The sequence below is a fragment of the Burkholderia torrens genome (genome assembly GCF_984668525.1).
The window spans coordinates 475,220-491,672 of the sequence record NZ_OZ480213.1 but is presented as its reverse complement, the minus strand read 5'-3'; the positions used below and the strand labels follow the sequence as shown (position 1 = coordinate 491,672).

Below are 16,453 nucleotides of genomic sequence, written 5' to 3'. Positions count from 1 at the left end.
AGCTCCGAATGTTTTGGCTGGGTTACCGCATGCGCTGGACAGGCGGTTTGAATGATTCGGCGGCAATGCCGACGGATCGACGCGGCACGATGACCGCAATCAGCAACGCTGCCAGCAAGCTGGCAAGCGCGAGAACCTGCAGCCCGGCCGCACCTGCACCGAACCAATGGTCAGCCGATGCGCGCAGCGTCGGTGCGATGAATCCGCCCAGGCTGCCGAGTGAATTGATGAGCGCGATCCCGCCCGCGGCGGCCGCGCCGGTCAGGTCTCGCGCGGGAAACGTCCAGAACAGCGGCTGGGCGGCAATGAAACCGCTCGCGGCCGCGCACAGCCCGGCGAGCGCGACGAGTGGCGCGGGCGCAATGCCCGACAGCGCGATGCCGGCGGCGGCACACACGAGCATGACGATCGCCCAGCGCCGATGTCCGCTCGAGCGCTCCGCCAAGCGCGGCACCCACCATGCGGCGCCCAGCGCGCATAACCACGGCACTGCGGTGACCAGCCCGACTTCGAAGCCGACACGTCGGCCGAGCAATGCACCCACTTGTTGCGGCAGAAAGAAGATGACGCCATACACGCTCACCTGGATCAACGCATAGACGGCCGCATAAGCCAGCACACGCGCGTTCGTCATGGCAGCCATCACGCTGCGTGGGCCATGTTGCGTCGCAATCTTCGCATCCTGCTCGATCGCGTCTACCAGCACGCGGCGAGCCGGCACACCGAGCCATTGCGCGTCGGCCGGCGCATCGTCGAGATAGCGAAGCGCCCATACCCCGACCAGCGACGCCAGCCCGCCCTCGACGATGAACATCCAGCGCCAGCCGGCCAGACCGAGCGCGCCGTGCAGATCCAGCAACAACCCCGACAAGGGCGCGCCGAAGATGAACGCCAACGGCGCACCGAAATAGAACACGCCGATCGCGCGGGCACGTGCCGATTGCGGAAACCAGTTCGTCAGGTAATAAATGATCCCCGGGAAGAACCCTGCTTCGGCGACGCCCAGCAGAAAACGCAATACGTAAAAGGTGGTTGCGCTGTTCGTGAATGCCATTCCCGCCGACACGAGCCCCCATGTGACCATGATCCGGCACATCCAGATTCGCGCGCCGACCCGATGCATGATCAGGTTGCTCGGTACCTCGAGCAGCGCGTAGCCGACGAAGAACACGCCTGCGCCAAAAGCGAATGCCGCATCGGACAGGCCGGCATCGCGTTGCAGTGCGTGCTGGGCAAAGCCGACATTCGTCCGGTCGAGAAATGCGAGGACATACATCAGCAACAGGAACGGCAGCAACCTCCGCATGACCCTGCCGACCGTCTGCTCGACAGTGGGTTGCGTCGCGTGCATCGTGGTATCTCCTTGTCCGGGCGGTCGATCCGCCCTGTATCGTGCGACCCGCTTGGCGCGGGTCGACTACCGTCGATCAATAGGTGGCGCGGCCGCCCGACAGGTCGAATACGGCCCCGGTGCTGAATGCGCAATCCTCGGACGCGAGCCACAGAATCAGCGAAGCAGCCTCTTCCGGCATCAGGAAGCGGTTCATCGGTATCTTCGACAGCATGTAGTCGATATGCTGCTGCGACATCGAGTCGAATATCTCGGTCTTCGCTGCCGCGGGCGTGACTGCGTTCACGAGAATGCCGCGGGTCGCCAGCTCCTTGCCGAGCGACTTCGTGAGGCCGATCAGGCCGGCTTTCGAGGCGCTGTAGTGCGATGCGTTCGGATTACCTTCCTTGCCGGCCACCGATGCGATGTTGACGATGCGGCCGTAGCCCTTCTCGAGCATTCGCGGCACCACGGCGCGGCAGGTCAGATACGAGCCGATCAGGTTCACGTCGATCACGCGGCGCCAGACCTCGGGCGGCAGTTCCCACGTCAGACCGTTGCCCCCCGTGATACCGGCGCTGTTGATCAGCACGTCGATTGCACCGTGCCGCTCGAACGTGGCCGTGGCCGCGGCGTCGACGGACGCTTCGTCCGTCAATTCGACGATGACGGTCGATACGGTGCCGAGTTCCGACAGTTCACGCTGGCTGCGCGCGAGCCGCTCCCCGTCGACGTCCCACAACGACACCGCCGCACCCGAGCGCAGCGCGCGCTGCGCGACCGCATAGCCGATGCCGCGCGCGCCGCCCGTGATCACGACCACACGGCCGCTCAATTCGATCTGGTTCATCGCGCCTCCGGGATGCGTGCGGCAACCGTGCGTTGCTGCTGCTCGCCAAGTCCGTCGATGCCGAGCCGCATGGTCTGGCCCGCGCGAAGAAAGACCGGCTCCGGCTTCTGACCCAGCCCGACCCCGGGCGGCGTACCGGTGGAAATCACGTCCCCCGGCTGCAGGCTCATGAACTGGCTGATATAGGAAACGAGCGTGGCGACGTCGAAGATCATCGTCCGCGTGCTGCCATCCTGGTAGCGCTTGCCATCGACCTCGAGCCACAGGCGCAGCGACTGGGGATCGGGGATCTCGTCGCACGTGACGAGCCACGGGCCGAGCGGGCCGAACGTGTCGCATCCCTTGCCCTTGTCCCACTGCCCGCCGCGCTCCAGCTGGTACGCGCGCTCGGATACATCATTGACGACGCAGTAGCCGGCGACGTATTCCAGTGCGCGTTCGCGCGACACATAGCGAGCCTCGCGACCGATGACGACACCCAGTTCGACTTCCCAGTCGACCTTCTCCGCGCCAGGGGGGATCTCGACGTCGTCGTCCGGGCCGACGATCGCGCTCGTCGCCTTCATGAACAGTACCGGCTCCGTCGGGACGGCCATGTTCGATTCCGCGGCGTGATCCGAATAGTTCAGGCCGACGCAAATCATCTTGCCGACCCGGCCGACACACGGGCCGATCCGGACGTTGGCCGGTGCGAGCGGAAGCGACGCCGCATCGAGCGCCGCAAGGCGGCGCAGGTTCTCGTCGGACAGTGCGTCCAACGCGATGTCTTCCACGTGCCCCGACAGATCGCGAATGCGACCGTCCCCGTCAATGACGCCGGGTCGCTCCTCGCCCGGCACACCAAAGCGCACCAACTTCATGCAACGTCTCCTCATGTGAATTGAATGTCCTCTGCAGGGCCCATGTTGAAGCGCCGGCAATAGCGGAACAATCCGAAATTCGCATGAAGTGATAGCCAAACCGAATCGATCGGTCAGCGCGGCCTTTCAGCGTCATGTAGCCGCTCGGCCGAGATGCCGTGCTTGGCAAAGGCAGTCAAGTTGAACGTCCGTCCTGGACGGAGTGACGCAGGGTTTCTGCAGGCGCCGGGTTGTCCGGGCTCAACGCGTCAATCGCCCCGCCTCTTGATACCGCCGGTCAACAATGAGATCGCGGTACGCAGTACATCGTCAATGTGATCGACATCCAGTCGAAGGCTATCGGGGCGCCACATCAGGCTGATGATGCCATTCATCATTGCCCAAAGCGCCGTCGCGGCGTGTTCCGGCTCGATGTCTGCCTGCACCAACCCTTCGTCGATGCCTCGGCTGATCAATGCGGCCAATTTGGCGTTTTGCTGTCTGGTCAGCGCAGCAATGCGTGCGAGCGCCTCCGGCTCATTCGGTGGTTCGACAAGAATACGGAACTGGTGCGGGCGCTCCTTGGCGAACCGCGCGTAAGCAGCTGCCACACAACGTAGTTTCGTCTCCACATCGCCATCGGATGCATAGGCCGCGTCCATGTACTCGCGGTTTTCTTCCAGCGCGCGCTCCGCCACCGCAATGAGCAACGCGGAACGGCCACCGACACGGTTATAGAGCGTCTGCACTGCGACATCCGCCCGGGTCGCAACCGCTTCAGGCGTCACCGCGTTTAGTCCGCCCTCCGTCAGCAAAGTCTCGGCGGCTTGCACGATCGCTAGGCGGGTCGCGGCTGCCCGACGCTGAGTTCTGGATTCCATACGGGGTTTTCCCTCATTAATTGGAACGCATTGCAATCTTAGAATACATTCCAATATTGGATTTCGATCCAGCATTTTACATCTTGGAGGGACACATGGCCGGGCGGACAAGTATCGAGTTCGTGGCTGGCGGCCGCGGAGAACATTGCCGTGGCTGGCTGTACGAACCTCGCGGGACGGGCCCGTTTCCTGTCATCGTGATGGCGCACGGGCTGGGCGGAATCAAGGAAATGCGGCTCGACGCCTATGCGCAACGCTTTTGCGCGGACGGCTACGCATGCGTCGTGTTCGACTATCGACATTTCGGCGCGAGCGACGGCTCCCCTCGCCAACTGCTCGATATCGATCGTCAACTGGAGGACTGGTCGGGTGCGATCGCTTTTGCACGCGGGCACAGCAATCTCCGTCCGGATCAGGTGGTCCTGTGGGGAACATCCTTCGGCGGCGGTCATGTGATTCTTTCCGCAGCACGCGACCGGACGATTGCCGGTGCCATCGCGCAATGCCCGTTCACGGACGGGGTCGCGTCGTTGTTCGCGTTGAACTGGCGTAGCGCGCTCAAGGTCACCGCGCTCGCTCTGTGCGATGCAGTGCTATCCCTCGTCGGCAGGGCGCCGGTGATGGTGCCGACGGCGGGTCGGCCCGGTTCTGCCGCGTTGATGACCGCACCGGATGCGCTGGATGGCTATCTCGCGCTGGTACCTGACGGTACTGCATTTCGCAATCAGGTCGCGGCACGCTTCGGCCTGAACATCGTTCGGCACCGCCCGGGTCGCAAGGCAGGCGACATTTCCTGTCCGATTCTGTTTTGCGTTTGCGAAGCCGACTCCGTCGCTCCGGCGGGGCCGACGAAACGGTACGCCCGGCGCGCGCCCCAAGGGGAATTGCGCGTGTATCGGGCCGGCCACTTCGACATCTATGTGGGCAAGGACTTCGAACAGGTGGTCGCCGACCAGCTGGCATTTCTCCATCGTCACGTTCCAACGAAGCAAGGAAACGCACATGTCGACTTATAAGCTGGCGAACAAGGTGGTGGCCATTACCGGTTCCACCGGAGGCCTGGGATCGGCCTTGGCCGAAGCGCTGCACGCTCGGGGCGCGCGTCTCGCACTTTTCGACCTGGAGGCAAACAGGCTCACGGCGCAAACTCGCGGCTTCGGCCACCCTTCCGACGTTCTTGGCTGGACTGCCGACGTCCGCGATTTCGAAAGCCTCGAAGCCGCAATGGCCAATGCGGCGCATCACTTCGGCCGGATCGATGTGGTCATCGCAAACGCAGGCATCGACACCATGGCCCCGATGGCCACCATCGACCCGGCCGCGTTTGATCGTGTCGTCGACATCAACCTCAACGGCGTGTGGCGTACGTTCCGTGCCGGCTTGCCATTCGTCCAGCAACAGCGCGGCTACATGCTGGCGATTTCGTCAATGGCCGCGTTTGTGCATTCGCCGCTACAGGCGTCCTATACGGCCAGCAAGGCGGGCGTCTGGGCGATGTGCGACAGCATCCGTCTGGAGCTTCGTCATCTGGGTATCGGGGTCGGCAGCGCGCATCCGACGTTCTTCCCGACGCCGCTGATGGACGATGTCGTTGCCGATCCTGCCGGCCGGGCATTGTGGGGAGGCAACGATCGAGGCTTCTGGAAGATGATCCCGCGCGAGCAGGTCGTGCAGGACATCGTGGCAGGCATCGAGCGCCGCGCGGACATGATCGTCGTCCCGAAGATCAACACGATCGTGGCCAAGGCACCCGGCTTCTTCAGGCGCTTCGTCGAACGCACCGGCTTTCGCGGCGAGGACATCGAACGCGCCATCAGTCTCGCGTCGGCAACTGGCTGGAACGATTCGACCGCGCACGCTCCGGCGAAATGAGCGGCAATCCGGTGGCCGCGGGAACCGATCGGCTCCGCAAGACAAGCGGAGCCGATGGCCCGGCATCCATCGCCCCTTGTTTGCGCAGCAATGGAAATCCAATAGCAGAGGAGCAGTACAAAGTGGCTTACGATCTTCAGGAAAAAGTCGTGCTTATCACGGGTGCTGCAGGCGGCATCGGCGCTGCGACCGCGCGTGCGTTGCATGCATGTGGTGCACGACTCGTTCTAACCGATGTGACGCAGGCTTCAGTGGACCGCCTCGCCGCGGAGTTTGACTCCGAGCGCACGCTCGCCCTTGCGCTCGACGTTACCGATGCTGCCGCCACCAAGGCGGTCGTGCAACACGCCGTCGACAGATTCGGCCGCCTCGACATTGCGTTCGCCAATGCGGGCATCTCATGGCACGATGTGCCCGCCACCGTGTATAGCTGCAATGAACAGGAGTTCGAACGAATTGTCGAGGTCGACCTGCTCGGTGTTTGGCGCACGATCAAGGCTGCATTGCCGGAGATCGTGCGCAATCGAGGCCAGGTCCTGGTCACCGCTTCGGTCTATGCGTTCGTGAACGGCATGGTCAACGCGCCTTACGCGGCGTCCAAAGCCGGAGTCGAGATGCTCGCGCGTTCACTGCGCGCCGAGCTGGGCGGCACCGGGTCCACCGCGAGCGTGCTCTATCCGGGATGGGTGGCGACAGCCATTGCCAAGGTCGGCTTTGGCGGAAATGCGCTAGCGACGAAATTGATTGAAAAAGGGTTTCCTGCACCGTTGCGGCGACCGATACAACCGGATGACGTCGCCAAGGCCGTCATCAAAGGGCTGCGAACCCGCCAACCGCGCATCGTCGCCCCGTTCCGGTGGGCACCGTTTTCGTGGACGCGAGGACTCTTCAACATCGTGACGGACTGGCATCTCGGGCGACAACATGAGATGCACAAGTTGATGCGTGAGCTTGAACGCGGCCAAGATCGTCCAGCCGGGCCCGGTGCAAGGCCGGATGCAGCATCCGTTCCTGCGCCGGCGCCAAGGGCCTGAACCCGTCACATTTCCGTCGGAGGGCATGACGAAGGTGCACGCCGGACACGCTCACCAAGAGATGCAAGATCAAGGGGGCTCGCGCGGGCGGTCTCAAGCGCGAGCGGCAACGCGCGCTTGAGACCGCCGGTGGTCGCCGCGGCGAACTCGGTGCGAAGCAGCCCGCTGCGGGCTCGCTGATCCAGAAAAGTCGGCACCGCCCCCTACCGCCCCAAAACCCGCTCCACCAACCTGACGAAATAACTCGCCCCCACCGGCAGCAACGCATCGTTGAAGTCGTAACTGGCGTTATGCAGCAGGCAAGGCCCGCCGCCATGCCCATGCACGCGATGATCGCCGCCTCCATTACCGAGGAATGCATAACAACCGGGCTTCTCGCGCAGCATGAACGAGAAATCCTCCGCCGCCATGGTCGGATCGACGGCCGCGTTCACATGCGCGTCGCCCACCAGTTCGCGCATCACCGCCACCGCCACCGCCGTCTGCTCGGCGTCGTTCACGGTAGCCGGATACTGGCGCTGGAAATCCACCTCGCTCTCGCAATCGAAGGCCGCGGCCGTCGCGGCCACCACCGCGCGCATGCGCGTCTCGATCAGGTCGAGCGTCGCATCGGAGAAGGTCCGCACCGTGCCGCCGAGCCAGGCATCGGTCGGCACCACGTTCATCGCCTCGCCCGCATGCACCTGCGTGACCGACAGCACCGCGCCGTCGATCGGATTTCGGTTGCGCGTGACGATGCCCTGCAGGGCGCTCAACACCTGCCCCGCCGCGAACACGGGATCGCGGCCCAGGTGCGGCATGGCCGCGTGACAGCCGGCGCCGCGCAAGTCGATCCGGAACAGGCTGGTCGAGGCCATCAGCGGCCCCGGCCGCACCGCGAAATCGCCGGCCGCGATGCCGGGCCAGTTATGCAGCCCGAACACGGCATCCACCGGGAATCGCTCGAACAGGCCGTCCTCGATCATCGCGCGCGCGCCGCCGCCCGCTTCCTCGGCCGGCTGGAAGAACAGCTGCACGGTGCCGTCGAACTCGCCATGCCGCGCCAGATGGCGCGCGGCCCCCAGTAGCATGGCGGTGTGCCCGTCGTGGCCGCACGCATGCATCGCGCCGGGCACCGTCGAACGGTGCGCGAAGGTGTTGGCCTCCTGCACGGGCAGCGCATCCATGTCGGCGCGCAGGCCGATCGCACGCGCGCTGCCGCCGCGCTTCAAGGTGCCGACCACGCCGGTGCGGCCGACGCCGCGCGTGACGGCATAACCCCATTGCTCGAGCCGCTCGGCGACGAGTTCGGCGGTGCGGAACACGTCGTAGCCCAGCTCGGGATGGGCGTGGATATCGCGGCGTATCGCCGTCAGTTCGTCGGCGTGCGCGACGATGGAATCGATCAGTTTCATGCGGAGGGAAGCGCTCTTGTCGGTCGTCGCGGTGCGGCGGCTGGTCGGTCCATGCCGCCCGCCGCCGCGCCGCGAGGCATCAGATATGAAACAGTTGCGCCACGAGGGTCGCGCCGATGAAGGTACCGGCATTGGCCACGAAGGACACGAGCACGATGCGCCAGCCGAGCCGGCGGAAAGCCGGGATGTCCTTGGCGATCGACAGCCCCGCGAACACCAGCATCGGCGTGGTCACCCCGAGGAAATCGTTGTGCGAGCTGAGCGCGGCGATCTGCGAAGCCCACGGGGACCACGGCGAGGTCAGGAACATCGCCACCACCGATACCCAGCAGACCGCCGGAATCCGTCGCCCCGTCACGCGCGCCAGCGCATCGCCGACGATCGTCGCGCATACCATGATCACGATCCCCGGCAGTCCGACTAGCGGTGTGGTGCCGTGGGCGATCCAGTCGCACACCAGCGCCATCGCGGCCGTCACGATCCAGGCGAGCAGCTTGCCGCCGTAGCCGAGCGCGGGTGCCTCCGTCCGCACTTCGCCCAGCGACGGGCTGGCCGCCTCCGGCTGCGCCGATGCCTTGGTGGTGCGGCCGATCAACGGCTCCAGCACGCGATAGCCCCAGACCGCGAGCGGCAGCGAGATGAACAGCGTGAAGTAGGTACCGATGGTGGTGGTGATCAGGTTGCTGGCCGCGGCGAACGCGAGCACGGATTTCGCCGTCTCGGGGTCCTGCTGCGCGGCAATCGCGCCCGAGGCGGCCGCCATCATGCTGCCCGAGCCGACACCCGAGCCCATCGCCAGCGCGAGCGGATCGAAGATGCCGAGGCTGCTCACGAAACCCGCGAACACGGCGATGAACACCGCACCGAACACGGTGCCGGTCAGGTACTCGGCCAGCACGCCGCGGCCCTCGGCCGAATCCATCCCGTACTTCTCGCCGATGATCGCCAGGCTCGGCTCGCGGCCGACCGAGAAGGTCGCGCCGATCGCCTCGCGCTTGATGCCGAGCAGCAACGCGAGCGGCAGGCCGAGCAGGATCGTGCCGACGAAGTGGCCGAATTCCTGGAAGGCCAGCGCCCAGCCCGCCGACGCCAGCTTGGGCAGCGCGCTGCCCACCATCAGCCCGAGCTTGGAGACGAACAGCAGCAGCGCCGGCTGCAGGATCGCGGCCGCGAAGAACTGGTCGGGCACGCTCAGGCGCGCGCTGCTGTTCCAGCGCGCGCTGGCCAGCCCCACCGCAGCGCCGAGCAGCAGCGCCCAGATCATCGGCAGCAGCACGACCTTGCCCGGTCCGAGCTTGAACGTGAACGACCCGATCCATTCGGCGACCAGCAGGATGCCGGCCGCGTAAAGCAGGACCTTGGCGGTGGCCGCGCCGCCCAGCGCGCGGCGCTCGATACCCAGTGCGTGTTCCATGACGAATCTCCCCTTGAAGCCCGGCTGCCGTCGAATGCGGGCCGGTGATTACAGATAACCGAACGCGGTGGGCGGTGCTTCCGCCGTCTCGACCCACACGCTCTTGGTCTGCGTGTATTCGTACAGCGCCTCGACCCCGCTCGAGCGGCCGTAGCCGCTCATGCCGTAGCCGCCGAACGGGGACGCCACGTTGATGGTCTTGTAGCCGTTGACCCAGAAGGTGCCGGCATTCACCTGCGCGGCCACGCGATGCGCGCGCGCCACGTCGGTGGTCCAGGCCGCACCGGCCAGGCCGAAGTCGGTGTCGTTGGCGATCGCGATCGCCTCCTCCTCGGTGTCGAACGGGATGGCGGCCACCACCGGCCCGAAGATCTCGGTGCGCGCCACCTCCATCGCGTTCGACACGCCAGCCAGCACGGTGGGAGCGACGAAGTAGCCGCCGCGGCCCGCCTCGACGCGCTCGGCCGAGCCGCTGGCAAGCGTGGCGCCCGCCGCCACGCCCTGCGCGATCATCGACATCACGTGGTCGTACTGCTTGCGATTGTTGATCGGGCCCACCTCGGTCGCATCGTCGAGCGGCGCGCCGACACGGATCTTCTTCGCTCCCGCAGCCACCATCGCGACGAATTCGTCGTAGACGGCACGCTGCACCAGCAGACGCGAGCCGGCCACGCAACTCTGGCCCGCGCCGGCGAAGATCGCCGCCTGGGCGGTCAGCGCGGCGCGCTTGAGGTCGGCATCGGCGAACACGATATTGGCCGACTTGCCGCCCAGCTCCAGCACGCACGGCAGCACGCGGCGCGCGGCGGCCTCGGCGATCCGCGCGCCGGTGGCCGGCGAGCCGACGAACACCACCTTGCTCACCACGCGATGCGCGATCGCGGCCTGCCCGGCGGTGTGACCGAAGCCGGCCAGCACGTTGACCAGACCGCGCGGGAGGCCGGCCCGCTCGCCAAGCGCGGCGACCGCCAGCGAGGTGAAGGGCGTCAGCTCCGAGGGCTTGAGCAGCACGCCGTTGCCCATCGCCACCGCGGGCGCCACCTGCCAGCCGCAGGTGAATACCGGCGCGTTCCACGGCGTGATCTGCAGCACCACGCCGGCCGGTTCGCGGCGCGTGTAGTTGAGGTGCGAGGTCGGCACCGGGATCACGCTGCCGTAGAACTTGTCGGTCCAGCCCGCGTAGTACTCGAACATCTCGGCGACCTTGGCCACCTCGCCGCGGCAGTCGCGGATCGGCTTGCCCGAGCCCAGCGCCTCCAGCCGCGCGATCGCCTCGGCCTCGGCGCGGATCGCGCGCGCCACCTCCTGCATCACGCGGCCGCGCGCGGCATGCGTGAGCGCCCACCATTCGCGCTGCGCGCGGCGCGCGCTGTCGGCGGCATGATCGACAACGGCTGCGCCGGCGTCGCGATAGGCGAGCGTGGCCTCGCCCGTCGCCGCATCGTAAAGCTGGATCGTGTCGCCCTGGCCGGCGACGAGTTCGCCGTCGATATACGAGCCGATCGTGGCGGCACCGGGGAAGAAGTGCGCGAAAGCGGCGAGCAACTGGTCTGCGTGCTGGGTCATGTCAGGTTTCCGTGTAGATGAGTCGAGCGGGATCGTGGCGCGGGCTGCCCCGCCTCAGGCCGGGTCGAGGAAGTCGACGATGCGGTTGAAGTCCTCGCCATCGGCGACGGAACCCTCGCTGGCGGCCCACACGCGCGCCGCTTCGCGCGCCACCGGCGCGACGCTGTCGAACTGGTCGAGCAGGCCCAGCGCGAGCCGCACGTCCTTGCGCATCAGCTTCATGGTGAAACCGGAATCGAACTTGCCGTTGAAGATCCAGGTCGGGTAGTTGGTCAGCGTCGCGCTGTTGCGGCCGGAGCCGCCGTTGAGCGCCTCGACCAGCTTTTCCGGATCGACGCCAGCCGCGCGCGCGGTGCGCACCGCCTCGCTGGCGACCAGCAGGTGCACGCCGGTCAGCAGGTTGTTGAGCAGCTTGGTAACGTGCCCGGCGCCCACCGGGCCCACATGCACGCGCTTGGCGCTGATCACCGCGAGGATCGGCTCGATGGCCGCGATATCGCTGTCCGAGCCGCCCAGCACCATGGTCATGGTGGCGGTGGCCGCGCCCTTCGGGCCGCCGCTCACCGGGCCATCGACGAAACCGATGCCGCGCTCGGCCAGGGCCGCCGCCACGCGCCGCGTGCTGTCCGGATCGGCCGTGGTGGTGTCGATCACGATGCTGCCCGGCCTCGCGTTCTCGAGCACGCCGCCGGCGCCCAGCACCACCGCCTCGACCACCGCCGAGGTCGGCAGCGACAGCAGCAGCACGTCGGCATCGCGCGCGATCTCGGCCACCGAATCGCGCGCCGACAACACCGCCTGCCCGGCCAGCTCGAGCGCCACGCCCGGCGCCGCGTCGTAACCGAGCACCGTGTAGTCGCCGCGCCGCAGCGAACCCGCCATGCCGCGCCCCATGTTGCCCAGACCGATCACGCCCACCGTTTTCATCCGACGACTCCTGATAGCTGTTGGTTCGAGGCCGGCGCGCCAGCATGCGCCCGCCTTGCATGTCAACGATGTTCGGTCCGGCGACCCGTATAATCAATCAACGCCAATATTGATATTGTTCTCTTTTTTAGAACACTCGGATCATGAGCGATACCCTTACCGACAGCCGGATCGTCTATTTCTACGAGGCCGTGCGCTGCGGCACGATCCGCGCTGCGGCCGACTGGCTCGACGTGGCGCCCTCGGCCGTGAGCCGCCAGATCGGGCTGCTGGAGAAGGAGCTCGACGCCACGCTGATGGAGCGCCACGCGCGCGGCGTGACGCCCACCGAGGCGGGACGCTGCGTGATCGAGTATTTCCGCGAGCAGCTCGCGCACCGCGACGACCTGATCTCGCGTTTGCAGGAACTGCGCGGGCTCAAGACCGGCCAGGTCAGTCTGGTGCTCGGCGAGGGCTTCGTGTCGGATCTGTTGGCCGGGCCAATGCAGCAGTTCTGCCGGCAGTTCCCCGGGATCCACGTCAACCTCGACGTGGGGAGCACCAACGACGTGATCCGCAAAATCTCGAACGACGAGGGCGAGATCGGCCTGGTCTACAACCCGCCCGCCGAGCCCAAGCTGGTGTCGCGCGCGTCGAAGCGGCAGCCGATGATGGCAATCGTCGGCCCCGACTTCCCGCGCCGCAGCCATAAGGTGCTGACGGTGCAGCAGCTCTCCACCTACCCGCTGGCGGCCACTCACCCGTCCTACGGCACGCGACAGATGATGGAGGCCGTGGAATACGCCGAGCGCGTACGGCTCGCGCCGATCATCACCACCAATTCATTCGCGATCCTGAAGGAGTTCGTGAAATCCGGGCTCGGCATTGCGGTGATGCCAGCCTTCGCGGTGGCGGCCGAACTGCAGGCCAAGGATCTGTTCGCGCTCGAGATCGCGCATCCGATCCTCGAGAACGCCGAGGCGCACATGGTCACGCGCGCGGGGCGCAAGCTCTCGGTAGCCGCCAACAAGATGCTGCAGATGATGACAGGGCAGATGCGGGCGTTTCGCTAACGGCTCCTGCGCGCGGCGCGAAGCCATACTGAGAGGTCTTAACAAAATGAGTTTTTTTAAGGTGTCGCCGGCCGTCGACAAAAATAAACGTGTCACGTTCGCGAAGCAAAAATTTCACTTCGCTCTGCAACGACAGTTGACCACGCTGTTGCCCGCACCCGTTCAACCGGGCGTGACCGTCTGATGTGCGGCTTGGCTGGGCTGATTCGTCATGACGGCCAGGCGCCGGCACAGGTCGAGCGAGTACTCGCCATGCGCGAGCGACAGCGGCATCGCGGGCCGGATGGCCAGGGCTTATGGCATGACCAACACGCCGTGCTTGCTCACAACCGTCTGGCTCTACTCGACACCGGGCATGGCGCGCAGCCGATGTGCAGTGCCGACCATCGTTACGTGCTGGTCTACAACGGTGAGATCTACAACTACGCGGAGCTTCGCCGCGAACTGAGCGCGCACTGGTCGTTCCGCACGAACACCGACACCGAGGTGGTGCTCGCCGCGTATGCGGTATGGGGCGAAGTGTGTCTTCGGCGCTTCAACGGCATGTTCGCGTTCCTGGTGTGGGACACCCATCGTCAACGAGCCTTTGCCGCGCGCGACCGGCTGGGCGTCAAGCCGTTCGTTTACCTGCAACAGGGGGCGGAATTCCTGTTTGCCTCGGAGGCAAAAGGACTGCTGCCTGCGATGCAAGCGCCGCGCGCGAATATCGACGCCGTGATGGAATACCTGGTGGCGCCGTTCTTCAGCGGCGTGGCGCAACCCATGTTCGATGGCATGGCCTACCTGCCGCCTGGGCATCTGCTACGCGTGGATCGCGATGGCTTGCAGCTATCGCGCTGGGCGCCGGAGATTGCCGAAAACCCGGTTGCCAGGGCGGCCGATGTCGCCCACGCGCTGCGCGAGCGGCTCGCCGCAGCTGTCCAGCGTAGCTTGATCGCCGATACACCGGTCGGCCTGTTTTTCAGCGGTGGCCTCGACTCCACGCTGATAGGCGGCCTGGCGCGAGCGGCAGGTGCGACACCGCCCTGCTTCACCATTCGCTTTGAAGATCACCATCGCTACGACTACGCGCGTTCGCTGATCGTGGCTTCCGATGACCAACCTTTCGCCGAGCAGGCCGCAAGCGAGTTGGGCCTGCCACGTGAAGACGTCGCACCGACGCGCTCCGCACTCGCCCAGGATCTGCTGCAGTTGGCCACGCAAAACGATGCACTGCCCGCGTGGGAACAGGAGCTGGCGCAACATTACCTGGCGCGAGCCGCCAGCACGCGCGTCAAGGCGGTATTGGTGGGCGATGCCGCCGACGAAACGCACTACGGTTATCACTTTCTGCTCGACCCGCACGCCACCCGCGATCCGACCCATATCCTGCAACGCTTGACCGCCGATCCCTATCTACGGCCCGGCTTGCTGGAGCAACCGCTGCAACACTACGGCGAGGCCTATCGCCAACTGGCGATCGCAGCCGGACACGATTGGCATACGCCCGCCTCACGTTTGCGCGCCACGCAATGGCTGGTGCGCCATCGTTGGTTGCAGCGGCTGTTGCATAACGGCGATATCCATGGCATGGCGCATGGACTGGAAGCGCGCGTCCCCTTCAGCGATACCGAAGTTCTGGACCTGGCTGCCACCATTCCGGCCGAGCTGGCGCTACGTGATGGCGTGGAAAAGGCCATGTTGCGTGAAGCGTCGCGCGGTGCGGTGCCGGAAGCCGTGCGCCTGCGCAGGAAGTCGGCCTTACCCAAGGATCAAGGCAACGGCGAGGCATTGCGCCAGCACACACGCGAAATACTGGCTACGGACGCCGACCGCATCGCCGGCTTGCTCGACGTACCGCGGCTGCAGCGCCGCTGCGCCGATCCGTCGCCGTTGAACGAGCACGAGCGGGCGGTAATGTTTCGGGCTTGCTCGCTGGCGCACTGGTCGCGGGTTCACGGCGTGAGCATGCCATGAGGCGAGCCGTGTTTTGCGTGGTGCCCGAGAAGGAGCGTCTCGATCTTTGCATCGAACCGGACCGGCGCTTGCGAAGCGGCAGGCTTCGAGGTGGCGTTCTACGCGCCCGCCATCCTGGACCATAACGAAGTCGTCATTGTTTGAACGGCTCGAACGCATTCGACGGGAGTCGTAGGCGTACGGCGGCCCCGCTTTCGCCGCGCCAGGAAAATGCTTTCTACGAATCGTTGGTTTGAGCGGCGCGGCGCTGCCCGTAGCATGGGCGCGTCACCCTCCCGCCAGCATCGGAATGTCCGCGCAAACAGACAAGGTCGTCCATTGGCTGCTCTCCAGCCTGGAGCCCAGAAGCCAGCTCTTTCACGTCGGCCAGTATTGCGGCGACTGGCAGGCGTCGACCGCCGGCCGCGCCAAGGCGAGCTTCCACCTCATCCTGCACGGTGCCGCATGGCTTCACTTTGCCGACGGGCGCGACAGCATCCTCGTCTCCGAGGGTGAAGCGGTCTTCCTGCTGCGCGACATCCCACACTGGTTGTCGCCGAGCCCGGTGAATCCGATGGCCGGCACTGTCGCCAACGGTCTGCCCGTCGAGCGGCGCGGATCGATGCAACCGCTCGACCCGGCGGTCGACGGCAGCGTCGGGCTCGCGTGCGGCTTCATCGAATTCCACTCCACCACCTCGCGCGCGATCGTGTCGCTGTTTCCGGCGTGCCTGATCGTGCGGCGCGGCGACGGCGCCCATCGCGGCATCCATGGGCTGTTCGACCTGATTCGCGCCGAGGGGCGGCATGGCGTCGACGAACCTTCGCCGCTGATCGACAAACTGGTCGAACTGCTGCTGTTCTATGCGGTCCGTGACGCCGCAGGGCACGATTCCGTGGCCAGCGGGCTCGCGGCGCTGATGCAGCGAACCGGCTTCGGCACGCTGGTGGCCGCGATCATCGACGCGCCCGGCGACGCGTGGACCACCGAGTCGATGGCCGCGTTCGCCAACATGTCGCGCACCGCATTCTGCAAGCACTTCAGCGAAGCGTCGGGCCATTCGCCGATGCAATTCGTCACGCTGGTGCGCATGCGGCTCGCGGCGGACCTGTTGCAGCAGGGCTTGCCGATTTCGCGTGCGGGCGAGCGCGTCGGCTATCAGTCGGAGTCGGCGTTCGCGCACGCATTCAAGCGCACGATGGGCATGCAGCCCGGCGCATGGCGTCGCGACCGCGACGGCGCTTCGCAATCGGCCGCTCGCCTGCACTAGCCGGACGGCGCGACGGCGCTTCGCGGGACGAATGCACAGGAATCGCGGATGTTCGCGCATTGTCCGGCGGCGGTGCCGGCTCGACAATG

General features: G+C 66.0%; 13 protein-coding genes and 1 pseudogene. 6 read left to right on the top strand and 8 right to left on the bottom strand.

Annotated elements, in window-relative coordinates; translation table 11 throughout:
- Nucleotides 1-22: 22 nt before the first annotated feature.
- The 4 genes from AC5LXX_RS32655 to AC5LXX_RS32640 form a co-directional block, all read right to left on the bottom strand.
- Nucleotides 23-1,351 carry an MFS transporter gene (locus AC5LXX_RS32655; RefSeq protein ID WP_493414227.1) on the bottom strand — a complete coding sequence of 443 codons (1,329 nt, stop codon included), beginning with the start codon at nt 1,349-1,351 and terminating at the stop codon, nt 23-25.
- 76 nt (nt 1,352-1,427) lie between these two features.
- The gene (locus AC5LXX_RS32650) at nt 1,428-2,180 is read right to left on the bottom strand and encodes an SDR family NAD(P)-dependent oxidoreductase (RefSeq protein WP_493414226.1); all 753 of its coding nucleotides are present in this window, start codon (nt 2,178-2,180) and stop codon (nt 1,428-1,430) included.
- Nucleotides 2,177-3,040, bottom strand: coding sequence for a fumarylacetoacetate hydrolase family protein (locus AC5LXX_RS32645; protein WP_493414225.1), 864 nt, complete (start codon nt 3,038-3,040; stop codon nt 2,177-2,179). The genes AC5LXX_RS32650 and AC5LXX_RS32645 overlap by 4 nt, the downstream gene beginning before the upstream one ends.
- A 248-nt stretch (nt 3,041-3,288) precedes the next feature.
- Nucleotides 3,289-3,900 (bottom strand): TetR/AcrR family transcriptional regulator, encoded by a 612-nt coding sequence (locus tag AC5LXX_RS32640; RefSeq protein WP_493414224.1) that lies wholly within the window; start codon nt 3,898-3,900, stop codon nt 3,289-3,291.
- A gap of 56 nt (nt 3,901-3,956) precedes the next feature.
- Between AC5LXX_RS32640 and AC5LXX_RS32635 the strand changes: the two genes are divergently transcribed.
- The 3 genes and pseudogenes from AC5LXX_RS32635 to AC5LXX_RS32625 form a co-directional block, all read left to right on the top strand.
- Nucleotides 3,957-4,916 (top strand): alpha/beta hydrolase, encoded by a 960-nt coding sequence (locus AC5LXX_RS32635; protein ID WP_493414223.1) that lies wholly within the window; start codon nt 3,957-3,959, stop codon nt 4,914-4,916.
- A complete protein-coding gene (locus tag AC5LXX_RS32630) occupies nt 4,903-5,772 on the top strand; it encodes an SDR family NAD(P)-dependent oxidoreductase (RefSeq protein WP_493414222.1) in 870 nt (289 codons plus the stop codon). Before AC5LXX_RS32635 ends, AC5LXX_RS32630 begins: the two co-directional genes overlap by 14 nt.
- Nucleotides 5,769-6,569, top strand: a pseudogene (locus AC5LXX_RS32625) (SDR family NAD(P)-dependent oxidoreductase); the annotation flags it as partial. The gene AC5LXX_RS32630 and the pseudogene AC5LXX_RS32625, both read left to right, overlap by 4 nt.
- Before the next feature lie 440 nt (nt 6,570-7,009).
- Here the strand turns inward: AC5LXX_RS32625 and AC5LXX_RS32620 are convergent.
- The 4 genes from AC5LXX_RS32620 to AC5LXX_RS32605 form a co-directional block, all read right to left on the bottom strand.
- Nucleotides 7,010-8,200 carry a M20 aminoacylase family protein gene (locus AC5LXX_RS32620; protein ID WP_493414221.1) on the bottom strand — a complete coding sequence of 397 codons (1,191 nt, stop codon included), beginning with the start codon at nt 8,198-8,200 and terminating at the stop codon, nt 7,010-7,012.
- Between the two features lie 79 nt (nt 8,201-8,279).
- Nucleotides 8,280-9,614 carry a DUF3100 domain-containing protein gene (locus AC5LXX_RS32615; protein ID WP_493414220.1) on the bottom strand — a complete coding sequence of 445 codons (1,335 nt, stop codon included), beginning with the start codon at nt 9,612-9,614 and terminating at the stop codon, nt 8,280-8,282.
- 48 nt (nt 9,615-9,662) lie between these two features.
- Nucleotides 9,663-11,180, bottom strand: a complete 1,518-nt coding sequence (locus AC5LXX_RS32610) for an aldehyde dehydrogenase family protein (protein ID WP_493414219.1) — start codon at nt 11,178-11,180, stop codon at nt 9,663-9,665.
- A gap of 54 nt (nt 11,181-11,234) precedes the next feature.
- Nucleotides 11,235-12,122, bottom strand: a complete 888-nt coding sequence (locus tag AC5LXX_RS32605) for an NAD(P)-dependent oxidoreductase (RefSeq protein ID WP_260435015.1) — start codon at nt 12,120-12,122, stop codon at nt 11,235-11,237.
- Between the two features lie 128 nt (nt 12,123-12,250).
- On the opposite strand from AC5LXX_RS32605, the gene AC5LXX_RS32600 reads away from it, so the two are divergent.
- From AC5LXX_RS32600 to AC5LXX_RS32590, 3 genes are all read left to right on the top strand, one after another.
- Nucleotides 12,251-13,159 (top strand): LysR family transcriptional regulator, encoded by a 909-nt coding sequence (locus AC5LXX_RS32600; protein WP_493414218.1) that lies wholly within the window; start codon nt 12,251-12,253, stop codon nt 13,157-13,159.
- A 183-nt stretch (nt 13,160-13,342) separates the two neighbouring features.
- Nucleotides 13,343-15,115 carry an asparagine synthase (glutamine-hydrolyzing) gene (asnB, locus tag AC5LXX_RS32595; RefSeq protein WP_493414217.1) on the top strand — a complete coding sequence of 591 codons (1,773 nt, stop codon included), beginning with the start codon at nt 13,343-13,345 and terminating at the stop codon, nt 15,113-15,115.
- Nucleotides 15,116-15,404: 289 nt separating this feature from the next.
- Nucleotides 15,405-16,364, top strand: coding sequence for an AraC family transcriptional regulator (locus AC5LXX_RS32590; protein ID WP_493414320.1), 960 nt, complete (start codon nt 15,405-15,407; stop codon nt 16,362-16,364).
- The last annotated feature ends 89 nt before the right edge of the window (nt 16,365-16,453 follow it).